Source organism: Methylopila henanensis, from assembly GCF_042681025.1.
GTDB classification, from domain to species: domain Bacteria; phylum Pseudomonadota; class Alphaproteobacteria; order Rhizobiales; family Methylopilaceae; genus Methylopila; species Methylopila henanensis.
This window is the reverse complement of sequence record NZ_JBHUER010000004.1, coordinates 416,682-431,217: the sequence shown is the minus strand read 5'-3', so window position 1 is coordinate 431,217 and position 14,536 is coordinate 416,682. Positions and strand designations below refer to the sequence as shown.

11 protein-coding genes and 1 pseudogene are annotated in these 14,536 nt (G+C 71.3%); 5 read left to right on the top strand and 7 right to left on the bottom strand.

What is annotated here, in order from left to right; genetic code table 11:
• Window positions 1-428: pseudogene (locus ACFSCV_RS08350) on the bottom strand (PAS domain-containing sensor histidine kinase); the annotation flags it as partial.
• 335 nt (window positions 429-763) lie between these two features.
• Between ACFSCV_RS08350 and ACFSCV_RS08345 the strand changes: the two are divergent.
• Together ACFSCV_RS08345 and ACFSCV_RS08340 are read left to right on the top strand one after the other, a co-directional pair.
• Complete coding sequence (locus ACFSCV_RS08345; RefSeq protein WP_378798814.1) at window positions 764-1,156, top strand: DUF5330 domain-containing protein; 393 nt, start codon at window positions 764-766, stop codon at window positions 1,154-1,156.
• A 104-nt stretch (window positions 1,157-1,260) separates the two neighbouring features.
• Entirely contained in the window at window positions 1,261-1,698 is a 438-nt protein-coding gene (locus tag ACFSCV_RS08340) for a SufE family protein (RefSeq protein WP_378798812.1), read from the top strand.
• Between the two features lies 1 nt (window position 1,699).
• Here the strand turns inward: ACFSCV_RS08340 and ACFSCV_RS08335 are convergent, their stop codons facing one another.
• Window positions 1,700-2,482 (bottom strand): DUF6456 domain-containing protein, encoded by a 783-nt coding sequence (locus ACFSCV_RS08335; protein ID WP_378798810.1) that lies wholly within the window; start codon window positions 2,480-2,482, stop codon window positions 1,700-1,702.
• A 171-nt stretch (window positions 2,483-2,653) separates the two neighbouring features.
• A complete protein-coding gene (locus tag ACFSCV_RS08330) occupies window positions 2,654-3,070 on the bottom strand; it encodes a Ros/MucR family transcriptional regulator (RefSeq protein ID WP_378798808.1) in 417 nt (138 codons plus the stop codon).
• A gap of 351 nt (window positions 3,071-3,421) precedes the next feature.
• On the opposite strand from ACFSCV_RS08330, the gene ACFSCV_RS08325 reads away from it, so the two are divergent.
• Window positions 3,422-5,563 (top strand): S9 family peptidase, encoded by a 2,142-nt coding sequence (locus ACFSCV_RS08325; protein ID WP_378798806.1) that lies wholly within the window; start codon window positions 3,422-3,424, stop codon window positions 5,561-5,563.
• Between the two features lie 19 nt (window positions 5,564-5,582).
• On the opposite strand, the gene ACFSCV_RS08320 is transcribed toward ACFSCV_RS08325, so the two are convergent.
• Complete coding sequence (locus ACFSCV_RS08320) at window positions 5,583-6,905, bottom strand: hypothetical protein (RefSeq protein ID WP_378798804.1); 1,323 nt, start codon at window positions 6,903-6,905, stop codon at window positions 5,583-5,585.
• 199 nt (window positions 6,906-7,104) lie between these two features.
• Between ACFSCV_RS08320 and ACFSCV_RS08315 the strand changes: the two genes are divergently transcribed.
• On the top strand, window positions 7,105-7,701 hold the full coding sequence (locus ACFSCV_RS08315) for a superoxide dismutase (RefSeq protein ID WP_271200185.1): 597 nt from the start codon (window positions 7,105-7,107) through the stop codon (window positions 7,699-7,701).
• Between the two features lie 45 nt (window positions 7,702-7,746).
• On the opposite strand, the gene ACFSCV_RS08310 is transcribed toward ACFSCV_RS08315, so the two are convergent.
• The gene (locus ACFSCV_RS08310) at window positions 7,747-8,964 is read right to left on the bottom strand and encodes an exo-alpha-sialidase (protein WP_378798802.1); all 1,218 of its coding nucleotides are present in this window, start codon (window positions 8,962-8,964) and stop codon (window positions 7,747-7,749) included.
• A 250-nt stretch (window positions 8,965-9,214) separates the two neighbouring features.
• Between ACFSCV_RS08310 and ACFSCV_RS08305 the strand changes: the two genes are divergently transcribed.
• Complete coding sequence (locus ACFSCV_RS08305) at window positions 9,215-10,234, top strand: alpha/beta hydrolase (RefSeq protein WP_378798800.1); 1,020 nt, start codon at window positions 9,215-9,217, stop codon at window positions 10,232-10,234.
• A gap of 2 nt (window positions 10,235-10,236) precedes the next feature.
• Here the strand turns inward: ACFSCV_RS08305 and scpA are convergent, their stop codons facing one another.
• Window positions 10,237-12,396 (bottom strand): methylmalonyl-CoA mutase, encoded by a 2,160-nt coding sequence (gene scpA, locus ACFSCV_RS08300; RefSeq protein WP_378798798.1) that lies wholly within the window; start codon window positions 12,394-12,396, stop codon window positions 10,237-10,239.
• The gene (locus ACFSCV_RS08295) at window positions 12,393-14,384 is read right to left on the bottom strand and encodes a methylmalonyl-CoA mutase family protein (protein WP_378798796.1); all 1,992 of its coding nucleotides are present in this window, start codon (window positions 14,382-14,384) and stop codon (window positions 12,393-12,395) included. Before ACFSCV_RS08295 ends, scpA begins: the two co-directional genes overlap by 4 nt.
• Window positions 14,385-14,536 lie beyond the last annotated feature (152 nt).

Below are 14,536 nucleotides of genomic sequence, written 5' to 3'. Positions count from 1 at the left end.
GCCGCGGCGACGCCGGCGAGCGTGATCCGGCGCGAACCGGACAGCGCGGCCTCCAGCGGCGCGAGCGCGAGCCAGGGCAGCGCCGGCGAAGCAAGCCCTCCGGTCGCGGCGGCGACGCCCGCAATCAGGCCGGTCAGCGCCAGGGACGACAGAAGATGCGCGCGGGCGAGGTCGCCGGTCGCAGAGAGCCTGAGAGCGATCACGATCGGCGCGACCAGCCAGGCGAGGACGCCGAGCTCCAGCGCGCCCGGGGCCCCGGCGAGCGCGAGCAGCATCGGCAGCGCCGCGAAGGGCAGCACGCCGGCGGCCATATGGGTGGCGAGGAAGGTCGCGTGCCGCGTCAGCGCAGCCGAATCGTCGGACGCCGAAGGATGGACCTTCGCGGCGACGTGCCCAGCCAACGCCTTGATGGAAGCGACCTGAAGCACGCGCTTACTCCAACGGCCGCGGCGCGCCGGAGCGCATCGCGGAGGCCGCCCCGCAGGGCGACCGACACTCAATTCACGATCCGCAGACTGGCAGCGCAGGCTTAAGCGAACGCTAAAACGGCGACGCGCGGCTGTCGCCAAATGCAGTCGGCGAAGCCTGCGCGCAGCGCGCCGCCTCATACATTGACGAAAGCTTGATGAAAACTTTCGAAGGTCTGAACTGCTCCGGTCGAATGCAGCGCTTCCGGTTCAACGCGATTTAGGCGGGCGGTGCTAGCGTCTGTTCTCGACGCGCCGCAGGACGGGCGCGGGACGCGAAGTCAAGGTCTACGACGATGATGTTTCTTCTGCGAGCCGCCTTCTGGATCTGCGTGACGCTGATGATCCTGCCGGTCGCGGGTCCCAGCGCCGACGGCCCCACCGCTTCCGACAAGGCTTCGATCGACGCGCTGTCGGCGCTCGCCGCCGCCGGCGCCACCGTCTCCGACGTGAAGGGCTTCTGCGAGCGTCAGCCGGGCGCCTGCGACGTCGGCTCCCAGGCGCTGAAGCTGATGGGCGAGCGCGTCGGCGCCGGCGCCGCGATGCTTCAGGACTATCTCGGCGGCGAGGCGCCGACGGGAGCGGCCGCGACGCCTGCGGCGAAGCTCACCACGCCCGCCCGCGACACGCTCACCCCCGCCGACCGCAAGCCGGCCTGGCGCCAGCCCGCCGGCGCGCGCGCCGCCTGACCGCTTGCGCGACCGCCGGAAGCGACGGATCGGGCCCCGTCGCAGCCTTTTCCTTTGCAGCGGCGGCGCGAACGACTTACCTCGCGGGGGACAGCGAGGACGCCATGGCCGCCGGTATTGACGAGATCGTCGAGGGCTTCGAGTTCATCGACGACTGGGAGGAGCGCATCCGCTACCTCATCGAGCTCGGCCGCGAGCTCGAACCCCTGCCCGATTCGGCCCGCACCGCCGCGAACAAGGTGCAGGGCTGCGCGAGCCAGGTCTGGCTCGAGACCACCGTGGGCGACGGGCCCGACCCCGTGCTGACGTTCCGCGGCGACAGCGACGCCCATCTCGTGCGCGGGCTGGTGGCGGTGATGATCGCGCTCTATTCGGGCAAGCGCGCGGGCCAGATCCTCGCGACCGACGCCGGCCAGTTCATGGACCGCATCCAGCTCCGCGAGCATCTGACGCCGCAGCGCTCCAACGGGCTGAAGTCCATGGTCGAGCGGATCAAGCGCGAGGCGGCGGCCGCCGCCGGCGTCGCGTCCGGCGCGGCCTGAGCTAGCCGCCCGCCGTCTCAGGCCAGCCGACGATCCGGCCGCTCCGCTCCGGGCCGGCGGCGCTTTCGCCGTAGCCGTAGTGCCGCGCGAGGCTCGCGAGCGCGAGCCCGAGCACCAGCTTGCCGCCACGGGCCGGCCATCCGCGTTCGCGTTCGACGGCCTCTATGCCCTTGAGAAAGCAGCAGACGTCGAGCAGCGCGCCGGACAGCTCCGGCCCGACCGCCTGCAGCGCGCGCCCGACGCGGTCCCGCGCCGCGAGCGCCGCATCCGTGACGTCCGCGCCAGCGCCCGCGCCGCCCCGGTGCGGGCGGTCCGCGGCGACGTCCCAGTTCGCGGTGACGCGCGGGCTCATCTGGCCGCGGGAGAAGTCGGCGCGCAGGCGCTCGCCGGCCAGCACCTCGTGGGCCGCGAGCATCGGGCGGCCGTCGCGGCCCTTCCGCCTGGCGAGCCAGGCGAGCGGGCTCTCGTCGAGATTGACCAGCGCCTCGGCGGTTTCGCCGTCCACCTCGACGGCGCGGCGCTGCAGCGCCTGATGCTGCGCCCGGAAGCCGTTTTCGCCGCCCGTCTCGCGGGCCGCCCGGGCGCGACCGAGGGCGGTCGCGACGACGCGGCCGTCGGGCCGCCGCGCGATCAGCCCGCGCCGCGCGAGCGCCGTCGCGGCCGCCTCGACGACGTCGGCCGCCAGACCGCCGGGGCCGGCGGCGAGAACCCGGCGCAGCAGCCGCCTCTCCCCGGCCTCCAGTCGGACGGACGACCCAGCGGCGACGGGACGGCTCGGCGGCATCGGCGTTCTCCACAATCTATAAGCTATTATTCCTTTATAGGATTATATTCTGAAATCGACAAGATGACCACTGAGGCTCGCGCGCCAAACAAAACGCCGCCCGGACCCGAGGTCCGGACGGCGCGGCGCATCCGTCGTAAAGATTGGTCGCCGAGGGCGGCGACCCCGCGGTCAGCCGCGCTTTCCGCGCTGCTGGCCGAGGCCCATCTTCTTCGCCAGCTCCGAGCGGGCGGCGGCGTAGTTCGGCGCGACCATCGGATAGTCGGCGGGCAAGCCCCACTTCTCGCGGTACTCCTCCGGCGACATGTCGTACTGCGTGCGCAGATGACGCTTGAGCGACTTGAACTTCTTGCCGTCCTCGAGGCAGACGATGAAGTCCGGCGTCACCGACTTGCGGACCGGCACCGCGGGCTTCGGCGCCTCCGCGACCGGCTCGGCCTCGCCCTCGGAGACCCGGCTGAGAGCCACGTGCACGTCCGCGATCAGCGCGGGAAGGTCGGCCGCCGGAACGGAATTGTTGCTCACATAGGCCGACACGATATCGGCGGCCAGTTCAATGTAATTCGCGGTCGTCGCGTTCTCGCTCATTAAAAACCCCAAATCCGTCCGTTTGACCGAGCCGGAGGCTCCGCCCACAGAACCATCCGTTCCTTGAAATGACGCAAGCATCTTTTGCAGGATGCCGCACTACGACAGCATTCCCCAATCCGGGCACGCTGCATTCCTGCCTTACATAGCCAGAGATACAAACGCCGGCAAGTTGTCCTTATGCACGGCTCCACACTTATTGCGCATGACCGCGGGAACATTGGCGCATTTCGCCCGGGCGACCGCGCGCGGCTCAAAGTCGCGGCCGGAGCCCGGGCGTTCCTTGTGGCCGGAGCGGGCGCTGTCTAACGTCCGCCTCCCGCCAACGCACGCCCCGGAGCGTCTCGCCTGATGGTCGCCGCCCCCCTGCCCCCGCCGCCCGTGGCGGAACGCCGCCCGCACGTGACCGCCGCGCATGGCGTCCGCCTCGAAGACCCTTACGCGTGGCTCAGGGCGGACAACTGGCAGGAGGTGATGCGCCGACCGGAGACCCTGCCGGCCGACGTGCGCGCCTATCTCGAGGCCGAGAACGCCTACGCCAAAGCGCTGCTGGAGCCGCTCGATCCGCTGAAGGCCGCGCTGGTCGCGGAGATGCGCGGCCGGATCAAGGAGGACGACTCCACCGTTCCGACGGCCTACGGCCCGTTCGCCTACGCCGTGCGCTTCCGGACGGGCGGACAGCATCCGATCGTGGTCCGGCGTCCGGCGGACGACCCGTCCGCCGACGAATCCGTGCTGCTCGACGGCGACGGGCTGGCGGAGGGCCACGCCTTCTTCCAGCTCGGATCGTGGTCGCCCTCGCCCGACCATCGCCTGCTCGCCTGGAGCGCCGACGAGGCCGGCTCCGAGTTCCTGACCATCCGCGTGCGCGATCTCGCGACCGGCGAGGATCTGGCCGACGCCGTCCCCGACGCCACCGGCGCGGCGGTCTGGGCCGAGGACGGCTCGGGCTTCTGGTACGTGCGGCTCGACGCCCAGCACCGGGCGCTGGAGGTCTACCGCCACCGCCTCGGCGACGATCCCGCGGCTGACGAACTCGTGTTCCGCGAGGCCGAGCCCGGCTGGTTCGTCGGCGTCGACCGCACGCGCTCCGGCGCCTTCTGCGTCGTCACCGTCTCCGACCACGACACCTCGGAGGCCCATCTGATCGATCGCGCGACGCTCGACGGCGCGCCCCGGCTGGTCGAGGCCCGCAAAGCCGGAACCCGCTACGACGTGGACCACCACCCCATGCTCGAGGGCCGCTCGACGCTAATGCTGCGCACCAACGCGGACGGCGCGGTCGACTTCAAGCTGACGCTGAAGCCGGTCGACGGCGGACCGGAAAGCGACCTCGTTCCGCACCGTCCGGGCGTCTACGTGCTCGACCATGCGGTGACCGCCCGCCACGTCACGCGACTGGAGCGCGAGGACGGCCTGCCCCGAATCGTGGTGCGGGAGCTCGCGACCGGCGCCGAGCACGCGATCGCCTTCGCGGAGGAGGCCTACGCGCTCGGCATGGACGCGGGCCCGACCTTCGACACCGACCTCGTCCGCTTCGTCTACTCCTCGCCCGCGACCCCGTCCGAGACCTGGGACTACGACCTCGCCACGCGGGCGCGCACGCTGCGCAAGCGGCAGGAGGTGCCGTCGGGCCACGACCCGGAAGCCTATGTGGTGCGGCGCCTGCAGGCGCCGGCTCCCGACGGCGCGCTGGTCCCGGTCACGGTGATCCACAGACAGGGCCTCGCCCTGGACGGCCGCGCGCCCTGCCTGCTCTACGGCTACGGCGCCTACGGCATCTCGATGCCGGCGTCGTTCTCCGGCGGCCGGCTGTCGCTGGTCGACCGCGGCTTCGTCTACGCAATCGCCCACATCCGCGGCGGCGCGGACAAGGGCTGGGGCTGGTATCTCGACGGCAAGCTGGACAAGAAGACGAACACCTTCAGCGACTTCATCGCCGCGGCGGAGACTTTGGTTAATGAAAACTTCACATCGGCCGGCCGCATCGTGAGCCATGGCGGCTCGGCGGGCGGCATGCTCATGGGCGCGGTCGCGAACCTCCGGCCGGACCTGTTCGCGGGCGTTCTCGCGGAGGTGCCCTTCGTCGACGTGCTGACCACGATGATGGACGAGAGCCTGCCGCTGACTCCGCCGGAATGGCCGGAATGGGGCGATCCGATCCGCGACGCCGAGGCCTTCGCGCGCATCCGGAGCTACAGCCCGGTCGACAACGTGGCGCCGCGGCCCTACCCCGCGATCCTTGCGCTCGCCGGCCTGACCGATCCGCGCGTCACCTACTGGGAACCCGCCAAATGGGTCGCGCGCCTGCGCGCCGCGACCACGTCCGGCCGCCCGATCGCGCTCAGAACCAACATGGACGCCGGACACGGCGGCGCGTCGGGCCGCTTCGACCGGCTCGAGGAGGTCGCGCTCGCCTACGCCTTCGCGCTTGCCGCCGTCGGCCATCCCGACGCCGCGGCCGCGCCGCCTGCGTTCGGCGCCCCCGGCTGAGGCGCGGAGCGCGGCGGCCTCAGCGCGGCGTGACGGACGGGCGCCCTTCAAGCGCCGCAAGCGCGGCCTCGAATTCGTCGTCGCCGGCGAGCTTGGGCTCGGAGGCCGGCGTCGGCTCCGGTTCGGGCCGGGGTTCCGGCTCCGCATCCGGCTGGGGCTCCGGTTCAGGAGCCTCCGCCGGGTCGACCAGTTCGGCGGCGTCCTGGCCTGCGGGAGCGCTCTCCGGCTCCGCAGCCGCCGCGGGCTCGTCCGTCGTCCCGGTCGGCGCGACGTCCGCGTCGTCGTCCTCGTCGAGGCGGCCGCGCGCCGCGATGATGGTGGCGCGCAGTTCCTCGATCGAGGCGAAGCGGCGCGCGCCATGCTCGCGCTGGGCCTCGATGGAGCCGTCGGCGAAGAACCGGTAGTAGACGCCGTTGTGCTCGCCCTCGCGCACCACCTGCCGCGACGGATCGGTCTCTTCCGTCCCCTCCGAGAGAGGCGCGTCGTCAATCTCGATTTCGCGGGTCTCAGCGGTCGCCTCCGCAGCCGGGGCCTCGGGCTCGGCGGCTAGCGGCTCGTCCGCGACCTGCGGCGCCGGCGCGTCGTCCTCGACGGGCCGGGCGTCGTCGTGGTCAGGCTGGACCTCCGACTGCGCGCGCGCTTCGCGGCGGGCGCGGGCGCGGGCGAGCCATTCCGGAACGCGAGGCTCAGGCTTCTCCGGCTCGGGCGCCGGAACGGGCTCCGGCTCGACGTCCTCCGCCGTGGGTTCGAGCGGCTCCGTATCCGCCGGAGGCTCCGGCTCGTCGGCTTCGTGGCGGATTTCGTCCTGACGGTCGCGCTCGGGGCTCGTCAGCGCGCCGGCGCCATAGGCCGCGGCCAGCACGCCGCCGCCGAGAATCGGCGCCACGACGGGAGGCGTCTCAACGACGGGCGCGGCCGGCTCCGCAGGCTCCGCCGCCCTTGCGGGCGCCTGAACCCTCGGCGCGGGCTCCGTCACGCGCGGCGGCGACGGCTCGCGCCGCGAGGGAGGCGCGACCGGCTCCAGCTCCGGTTCGTGTCGGGACAGGTCGCCAAAGGCGGGCTCGGGACGCGGTTCTGCGACCGGTTCGGCCGGCGCGGCCGCCGGCGCGCGCCGAATGAACGGCAAGGCAGGGGCCTCGGACGGTGCCTCGCCCGAGCGGCTGGCGACGGCGCGGGTAAGGCGCCCGATCGCATCGGCCACCGCGCCGAGGCCGATCGCGAACGCGCCCGACCCCGCGAGATTGGCGGCGATGTCGAGCGTCGCGATCATGTCGCCGGTGACGAGCAGGAAGCCGCTCCACAGCAGCAGCAACACGCCCAGGGCGTAAAGAACGACGGACATGAGCGGCGATCCCTCGTCGTCCGGACTGATTCCAGCGGGCATGGTGCCGCCGTCGTGGTTATTAGAGCGTAAAGCCTCGAATTCTACGGCTCGGGAACGGCGAACAGCCGTTGTCCCGGCCCGAATGCGGGCCTATGTACCGCAAGCACGCCGTCCGCCGGCGCGGTCGGCTCAAGAGACATCCGTTCTGGAGATTTCCATGTCGTTCAAGCTGCCTGACCTGCCCTACGCCTACGACGCGCTCCAGCCCTACATGTCTAAGGAGACGCTGGAGTTCCATCACGACAAGCACCACAACGCCTATGTCGAGACGGGCAACAAGCTGCTCGAGGGCTCCGGGCTCGAGGGCGCGACGCTCGAGGAAGTGGTGAAGCAGAGCCACGGCAAGAACGCGCCGCTCTTCAACAACGCCGCCCAGCATTACAACCACATCCACTTCTGGCACTGGATGAAGCCGAACGGCGGCGGCGCGATTCCGGGCGCGCTGGAGAAGAAGATCGCCGAGGACCTCGGCGGCGTCGAGAAGTTCAAGACCGACTTCCAGGACGCCGGCAAGGGCCAGTTCGGCTCCGGCTGGGCCTGGCTCGCCCTCAAGGGCGGGAAGCTCGAGATCCTCAAGACCCCGAACGGCGAGAACCCGCTGATCCACGGCGCGGTCCCGCTGCTCGGCGTCGATGTGTGGGAGCACTCCTACTACATCGACTACCGCAACCGTCGTCCCGACTACCTCAAGGCGTTCATCGAGAACCTGGTGAACTGGGAATACGTCGAGAAGCTCTACGACGAAGCGAAGTGACCTTCGGAAAGGGCGGGCCGCCGCGGCCCGCCCTTTCCGGCACGATCACCGGTCGACGACGCAGACGTCCCTGTAGCGGTCGATCGGCAGGGTCCTGAAATTGACCGCCGCGCGGTAGTTTTCTCCGGGCTCAACCGCCCCCTCGTAGAGCATGCCAAGCAGCTTCGGCGCGATCTTCGCGAGGTCGCTGTAGCCCGCGGCCTTCGGGTCGATCAGGCAGGAACTCCAGGTGCGGCCGGAATCCTGGCTGACCGAAAGCGTCATGTCCTTGCGGTCCCGGCTCTTGGCGCGGCCGTTGGTCGGGTTGTCTGAGACCGGGTGCGTCATCACCCATGTGTCGCCGGCGATCGACAGGCCGGGCTGCAACGGCGGGATCGAGAGCCGTTCGTCGGTCGTGACGGTTTCGTACGTCTCCCCGCCGTCAGCGCTGACCGCCTGGATACGATAAGGCCTCCCGTCGCCACGCTCCACAAAGGCCGCCCCTCGGGGCCGCAGGCTCGCCCAGATGCGGTTTCCGCCAAGCGAACCAATCACGGTTTCCCCGCCCTGCAGCTCCGTGTCGCGCCCCTGGGTCGTCGCGCCCTCGCGCCAAGTGCGGCCGTCGTCGTCCGACAGCAGCAGCTTCGGGTAGGCCGGCACGACGATGCGGCCGCTCTCGAGCGTCAGCCCGTGCCCGGGACCAGGCTGCTTGAGCCGGGTCGATTTGCCGGGGAAGTTCATTATCTCCGGCTTCGCCCAGGTCGCTCCGCCGTCGCCCGAGCGGGTGATGTAGAGCGCGTGGTCGGCCTGCGCGTCGCAATGCTGCCGGTCCTTCTGCCCGAAGCGCACGCAGCGCACGCTGTTCTCGCCCGACACCGAGCGGTTCACGGAGAACAGCAGCAGGATTTCGCCGCCCCGGCGCACCAGCGTGGGATTGCCGGCGAGCGCTTTCGAAAAGTTCGGCGCGAGCAGATCGCGGTGATCGACGATCGTCCGTTCCGGGCTCCACGTCTTGCCGCCATCGCTCGACAGGCGCGCGACGAGGTCGATCGATCCGGAATCCGAGCAGCGGGCGATCTTGTGGTGCAGGTCGCTTTTCTTCGCCGCCGCCGCGACGAGATCCGGATACCCGTAGCGCTTCTCGACCACCGCGATCAGGACGCCGCCGTCGAGGCTCGCCAACGCCGGCGTGCGGTAGCAGGCGTCGAAGGTCGCTCGGAAAAGCGGCTTCGCCTCATCGGCCCGGACGGGCGACGCAGCCGAGAAGACGGTGATTGCGCCCATGACGAGGGCGGCGAACGCGAACCGCCCCTTGCGACGGATTGCGCCGCGGTATCTCGCTCCAGTCGCCAACCTTCGCTCTCCCGGTTCGTCGGTGCGCGCGATCAGACCGGCACAGTGTGGCGCCGCAATGGTCCGGCGGTGCCTCGCCGGACGCGAATCGTCACGTTCGCGCGACACCGCCGGCTTGCCGCGCCCGGCCCCGCGCCCTATCCAAAAGGATAATGGTAACCCGCCACCTGCAGGAGGGCTGATGAGACCGCGTCTTCCGTCGTTGTGCGCGATCGTTCTGGCGCTTCTGTGCGCGTCGCCGGCCGACGCCGCGGGATCGACCGTCCGGCGCAGCCTTGAATTGCCGAGCACGGCCCTTGGCCAGCCGCTGCGCTATTCGATCTACCTGCCCGACGGCTACGAAGCCGGCGCCCGCCGCTACCCCGTGATCTACCTGCTGCACGGCTTCGGCGGCGACGAGGTCTCGTTTTTCGACGACGGCGACCTGCAGGAGGTCGCCGACCGGCTGATCGCCTCGGGGAAGCTGCCGCCCGCCATCCTCGTCACGCCTTCCGCCAAGAAGAGCTGGTACGTGGACAACGCCGCGACGGGGCGCTGGCAGACGGCGCTCTTGGACGACCTGATCGACGGCGTCGACGCCACCTACCGCACGGTCAACGCGCGCGAGGGCCGCGCCATCGGCGGCTACTCCATGGGCGGCTATGGCGCGCTGCGCTTCGCCCTGCTGGAGCCCGACCGCTTCGTCGCCGCCGGAAGCCTGTCGGGCGCGCTGTTTCCCGACGTGAAGGCGGCGAGCGACTTCCCCGCCTTCCAGCTCGCGTTCTTCGGCCACGCCTTCGGGCCGAACTTCGATCCGAAGGCCTTCAACGCCGCGAGCCCGTGGCGGAGCCTCGCGACCGACGCCGCGGCGGCCGAAACACCGGCGCTCTACATGAGCGTCGGCAACGACGACATCAAAATCCTGCTCGCCGGCAACAACGCCTTCGACAAGGCGCTCGCCGACGCCGACATCCCGGTGGTCTACCACGTCGTTCCCGGCCGGCACGACTGGAAGCTGTGGTCCTCGGAGCTGACGCCGATGCTGAGCTTCATCGGCGAGCGCCTGAAGAGCGCGCCCCCGGCGCCGACCGCCGACCCGGCGGCCCGGATCGCGGACCGCGTCGGCGCGGCCGCCCGCGTCGAGCAGGTCGGAGCGCCGGCGACGCCCGCCGCGCCCCCGCCGCAGCCTGCGGCGAGGCCCGCCGTCCTGCCCCGGCCGTAAAGCTATTCCGCGGCCTGCGCGTTGGCGTAGCCGAGCCGCTCGTTGAGCTGGGCGATCAGGCCTTTCGCGGCTTCGGCCACCACCGTGCCCGGCGGGAAGATCGCCGAGGCGCCGGCCTCGCGCAGCGCGGGATAGTCCACCGGCGGAATGACGCCGCCGACCACGATCATGATGTCCTCGCGGCCCTCGTCCTTAAGCGCGTCGCGCAGCGCCGGCACCAGCGTCAGGTGGCCGGCCGTCATCGACGAGATTCCGACGATGTGCACGTCGTTCTCGATCGCCTGCCGGGCGGCCTCCTCCGGCGTCGCGAACAGCGGCCCGATGTCGACGTCGAAGCCGAGATCGGCGAAGGCCGAGGCGATGATCTTCTGGCCGCGGTCGTGGCCGTCCTGCCCGACCTTCGCGACCAGGATGCGCGGCCGGCGGCCGTCGGCGCGCTCGAACGCGGCGACCAGCTTCTGCACCTCTTCAATGACGCCCATGTTGCGCGCCTCCCGCTTGTAGACGCCGGAGATCGACTTGATCTCGGCGCGATGGCGGCCGAACACCTTCTCCATCGCGGTGGTGATCTCGCCGACCGTCGCCATCGCCCGCGCAGCGTCGATCGAGAGCGCGAGCAGGTTGCCGTTCCCCCGCGCGCCGTTCTCGAGCGCCGTCAGCGCGGCCTCGAGCTTGCCGGGGTCGCGCTCGGCGCGCAGACGCTCGAGCTTGGCGAACTGCGCGGCGCGCACCTCTGCGTTCTTGATCTGCCGGACGTCGAGGGTTTCGTTCTTCAGCACCTTGTAGGCGTTCACGCCGACGACGGTCTGCTCGCCCGAGTCGATCCGCGCCTGCGTGGTCGCCGCGGCCTCCTCGATGCGGAGCTTCGGCACCCCGGCCTCGATCGCCTTGGCCATGCCGCCGAGGCGGTCGATCTCGGCGATGTGCTCCAGCGCCTTGGCGGCGAGGTCGTGCGTCAGACGCTCCACATAGGCCGAGCCGCCCCAGGGGTCGATGAAGCGCGTCGTGCCGCTCTCCATCTGCAGCACGAGCTGGGTGTTGCGGGCGATGCGGGCCGAGAAGTCGGTCGGCAGCGCCAACGCCTCGTCGAAGGAGTTCGTGTGCAGCGACTGGGTTCCACCCTGCGTCGCGGCGATCGCCTCGAGGCAGGTGCGGGTGACGTTGTTGTAGACGTCCTGAGCGGTCAGCGACCAGCCGCTGGTCTGGGAGTGGGTGCGCAGGGGAAGCGACTTCGGACTCTTCGCGCCGAGGTCGGTCATGAGCTTCGTCCAGATGAGGCGCGCGGCCCGCATCTTGGCGATCTCCATGAACACGTTCATGCCGATCGCCCAGAAGAACGACAGGCGCGGCGCGAACTTGTCGATGTCGAGGCCCGCCGCCATGCCGGCCCGGACATATTCCGCGCCGTCGGCGAGCGTGTAGCCGAGCTCCAGATCCGCCGTCGCTCCCGCCTCCTGCATGTGGTAGCCGGAGATCGAGATCGAGTTGAACTTCGGCATGTTCTGCGACGTATGCGCGAAGATGTCCGCGATGATCCGCATCGAGGGCTGCGGCGGGTAGATGTAGGTGTTGCGGACCATGAACTCCTTCAGAATGTCGTTCTGAATGGTTCCGGCCAGCTTCTCCTGCGGCACCCCCTGCTCTTCCGCCGCCGCGATGAACAGGGCGAGCACCGGCAGCACCGCGCCGTTCATCGTCATCGACACGGTCATCCGGTCGAGCGGGATGCCGTCGAACAGCGTGCGCATGTCGTAGATCGAGTCGATCGCGACGCCCGCCATCCCGACGTCGCCGGCGACGCGCGGATGGTCGCTGTCGTAGCCGCGATGGGTCGCGAGGTCGAAGGCGACAGACAGGCCCATCTGGCCCGCCGCGAGGTTCGCCCGGTAGAACGCGTTGGAATCTTCCGCGGTGGAGAAGCCGGCGTACTGCCGGATCGTCCACGGCTGCGCGGCGTACATCGTCGGATAGGGGCCGCGGATGAAGGGCGGCAGGCCCGGCCAGGTGTCGAGGCCCGCGAGCCCCTGAAGGTCGTCCTCGCCGTAGAGCGGCGGCACGACGACGCCCTCGGGCGTGGTCCACGGCTCGGCGGCGGGCGCCGGCGGACTCATGTCGGGACGGCGCCAGTCGATCTTCGCGAAATCAGGCAGGCGGACGGTCATCGGGCGCCTCCGGCGCTCTGGCGGCTGGGCGACGCGGCGGCCGCGCGCAGGATGTCGAGCGCGTCGTCGCCGGCCGCGACGAAGCGGGCGACGCCCGCGGCCGCGAGCTCGTCGCGGCCCTCCTTTGGCTTGCCGGCGAGCCACACCGTCGCGCCGCGCGCCTTCAGGGCCGCGGCGAGCGCCACGCCGGCCTCGGCGTAGCCGTCGTCCGAACCGCACAGGATCGCGAGCGGGGCGCGCGTCGCGCTCCAGGCCTCGGCGACGGCCTCGGGCTCGGCGCCGACCGGCCCGTCGACGGCGTCGACGCCGCCGGCGGTGAGCAGGTTGCGGATGAAACCGGCCCGGCCGGAATGGCGCGCGATCGGCCCGACAAGCGCGAGAAACGCCGAGGGCGGCGACGGCGCCGCCTCGTTGCGGGCCCGCAGCGTCTCGAACGCCTCGGCGAGCCGCTCGACCGCGACCGGATGCGCCACCACGCTCGGGATCGGCTTCGACGCCGCGCGGATGTCCGCGAACGAGGCGCCGTCATGGAACGCGCCGACGATGGCGTCGAACCCTGCGGCGTCGTCGGTGAGCTCGACCGCGAGCGGCTTCAGCGCGGGGGCGGCCGCGACCGCGGGTCCCGCCTCCGACACGACGGCGAGAGGCGGTCCGGCCTGCGGGAACTCGCTGACGCCGACGATCGGCGCGCTGCGCCTGGCGATCGCGGCGGAGCGGGCGGCGCGGGCGTCCGCGACCCGCTGCTGCCAGCTCCCCTCGATGAGCGCGGCGAGCATGCCGCCGCCGGCCTCGACCTCGCGGAACAGGCCCCACGCGGCGTCCGCCAGCGCGTCGGTGAATGCTTCGATCGCGCCGGCCCCCGCGGACGGATCGGCCACGCGGTGGACGTTGCTTTCCTCGAGGATGATCGCCTGGGCGTTGCGCGCGATCCGGCGCGCGTCCCAGTCGGACGCGCCGAACGCGCTGGTGAAGGGCAGCACCACGATCGAGTCGGCGCCGCCGGCGCCGGCGGCGAAGGCCGCGATCGTGGTGCGGACCATGTTGGTGTGCGGATCGCGCAGCGTCATCATGCGCCGCGACGTCTCCACATGGATGTGGACCGGCCGGTCCGGCAGCCCGCTCTCGCGCCGCCACGCCGCCCACAGCAGCCGCAGCGCCCTGAGCTTCGCGATCGAGGCGAACTGCTCGGCGTCGCAGGAAAGGGTGAAGGAGACCGCGTCGGCGGCGGTTTCGACGGCCAACCCGGCCGCGACGAGGCCGCGCACATGTTCGGTCGCGGAGGCGAGCACGCCGGCGAGCTCCTGCGCCTCGCTTGCGCCGGCGTTGTGCCAGGCGCGCCCGCAGATGGTCAGCACGGGACTGTTGAAGCCGCGCCGCGAAAGCCCCTCGATCAGGCCGACGACGCGCGCGCACATCGCCTCCCAGGAGCGCGGCAGCGCGCCGGTGCGGACGAGGTCGCGCAGCACGTCGACGCCGAACAGGATCGACACCGACGCCGGATCGACCTTGCGCCGCTCCACAAGCGCGGTCGCGAGCGCCGCGCTCTGTCTGCCGCCGAACGGCGCCACGTCGAGATGGATCGGCGCGAGATCGAGCAGCACGCCCTCGAGCGCCCGGTCCAGCCGGTCCAGCGTGTCGGCGGCGACGCCCGCACTTTCGCCCGGCTCGCCGAACGCGAGCGAGAGGCCGGCCGCGCCGTTGTTGAGATCCTCGAGCGCCTGCGCGTTGGCGGCGGCCGGATCGGCGATGTCGATGCGGGTCATCGCGACCCAGCGCGCGCCGGCCGGGCGGCCGGCGACGACGCGCGGCGCGACGCGCTCCGTGATCGCGTCCACGGCGACGCCGTCGAGCGTGCGGCGGGAGATGACGCCGTCGAGCGGGCGCCCCTTCAGCGCGGCTTCGGCCGCGGCGAGCCAGGTCTCGCGGGTGGCGTTCGCGAAGTCTGCGGCGAAGGCGGTCGCCGACGCGGTGGTCGATGCGGTCGTCATGCGGCTCTCATGTCGGCGGGCGCGCCCGCTTTCATCACGTTCCGGCGGACATCATGGCGCGCGAAGAGGCCGGACCCGCGCGCCAAAGGGTACGGCGGGGGCCGGCGACGCGCCATAATGCGCCGCAGCATAAGGAGCAGCATAGCGCCGCG

Coding starts and splice junctions, on each gene's coding strand:
- ACFSCV_RS08340 (WP_378798812.1), top strand. CDS start 1,261: ATGGCCGCCGGTATTGACGAGATCGTCGAGGGCTTCGAGTTCATCGAC.
- ACFSCV_RS08320 (WP_378798804.1), bottom strand. CDS start 6,905: ATGTCCGTCGTTCTTTACGCCCTGGGCGTGTTGCTGCTGCTGTGGAGC.
- scpA (WP_378798798.1), bottom strand. CDS start 12,396: ATGACCGTCCGCCTGCCTGATTTCGCGAAGATCGACTGGCGCCGTCCC.
- ACFSCV_RS08310 (WP_378798802.1), bottom strand. CDS start 8,964: ATGGGCGCAATCACCGTCTTCTCGGCTGCGTCGCCCGTCCGGGCCGAT.
- ACFSCV_RS08330 (WP_378798808.1), bottom strand. CDS start 3,070: ATGAGCGAGAACGCGACGACCGCGAATTACATTGAACTGGCCGCCGAT.
- ACFSCV_RS08295 (WP_378798796.1), bottom strand. CDS start 14,384: ATGACGACCGCATCGACCACCGCGTCGGCGACCGCCTTCGCCGCAGAC.
- ACFSCV_RS08315 (WP_271200185.1), top strand. CDS start 7,105: ATGTCGTTCAAGCTGCCTGACCTGCCCTACGCCTACGACGCGCTCCAG.
- ACFSCV_RS08335 (WP_378798810.1), bottom strand. CDS start 2,482: ATGCCGCCGAGCCGTCCCGTCGCCGCTGGGTCGTCCGTCCGACTGGAG.
- ACFSCV_RS08305 (WP_378798800.1), top strand. CDS start 9,215: ATGAGACCGCGTCTTCCGTCGTTGTGCGCGATCGTTCTGGCGCTTCTG.
- ACFSCV_RS08325 (WP_378798806.1), top strand. CDS start 3,422: ATGGTCGCCGCCCCCCTGCCCCCGCCGCCCGTGGCGGAACGCCGCCCG.
- ACFSCV_RS08345 (WP_378798814.1), top strand. CDS start 764: ATGATGTTTCTTCTGCGAGCCGCCTTCTGGATCTGCGTGACGCTGATG.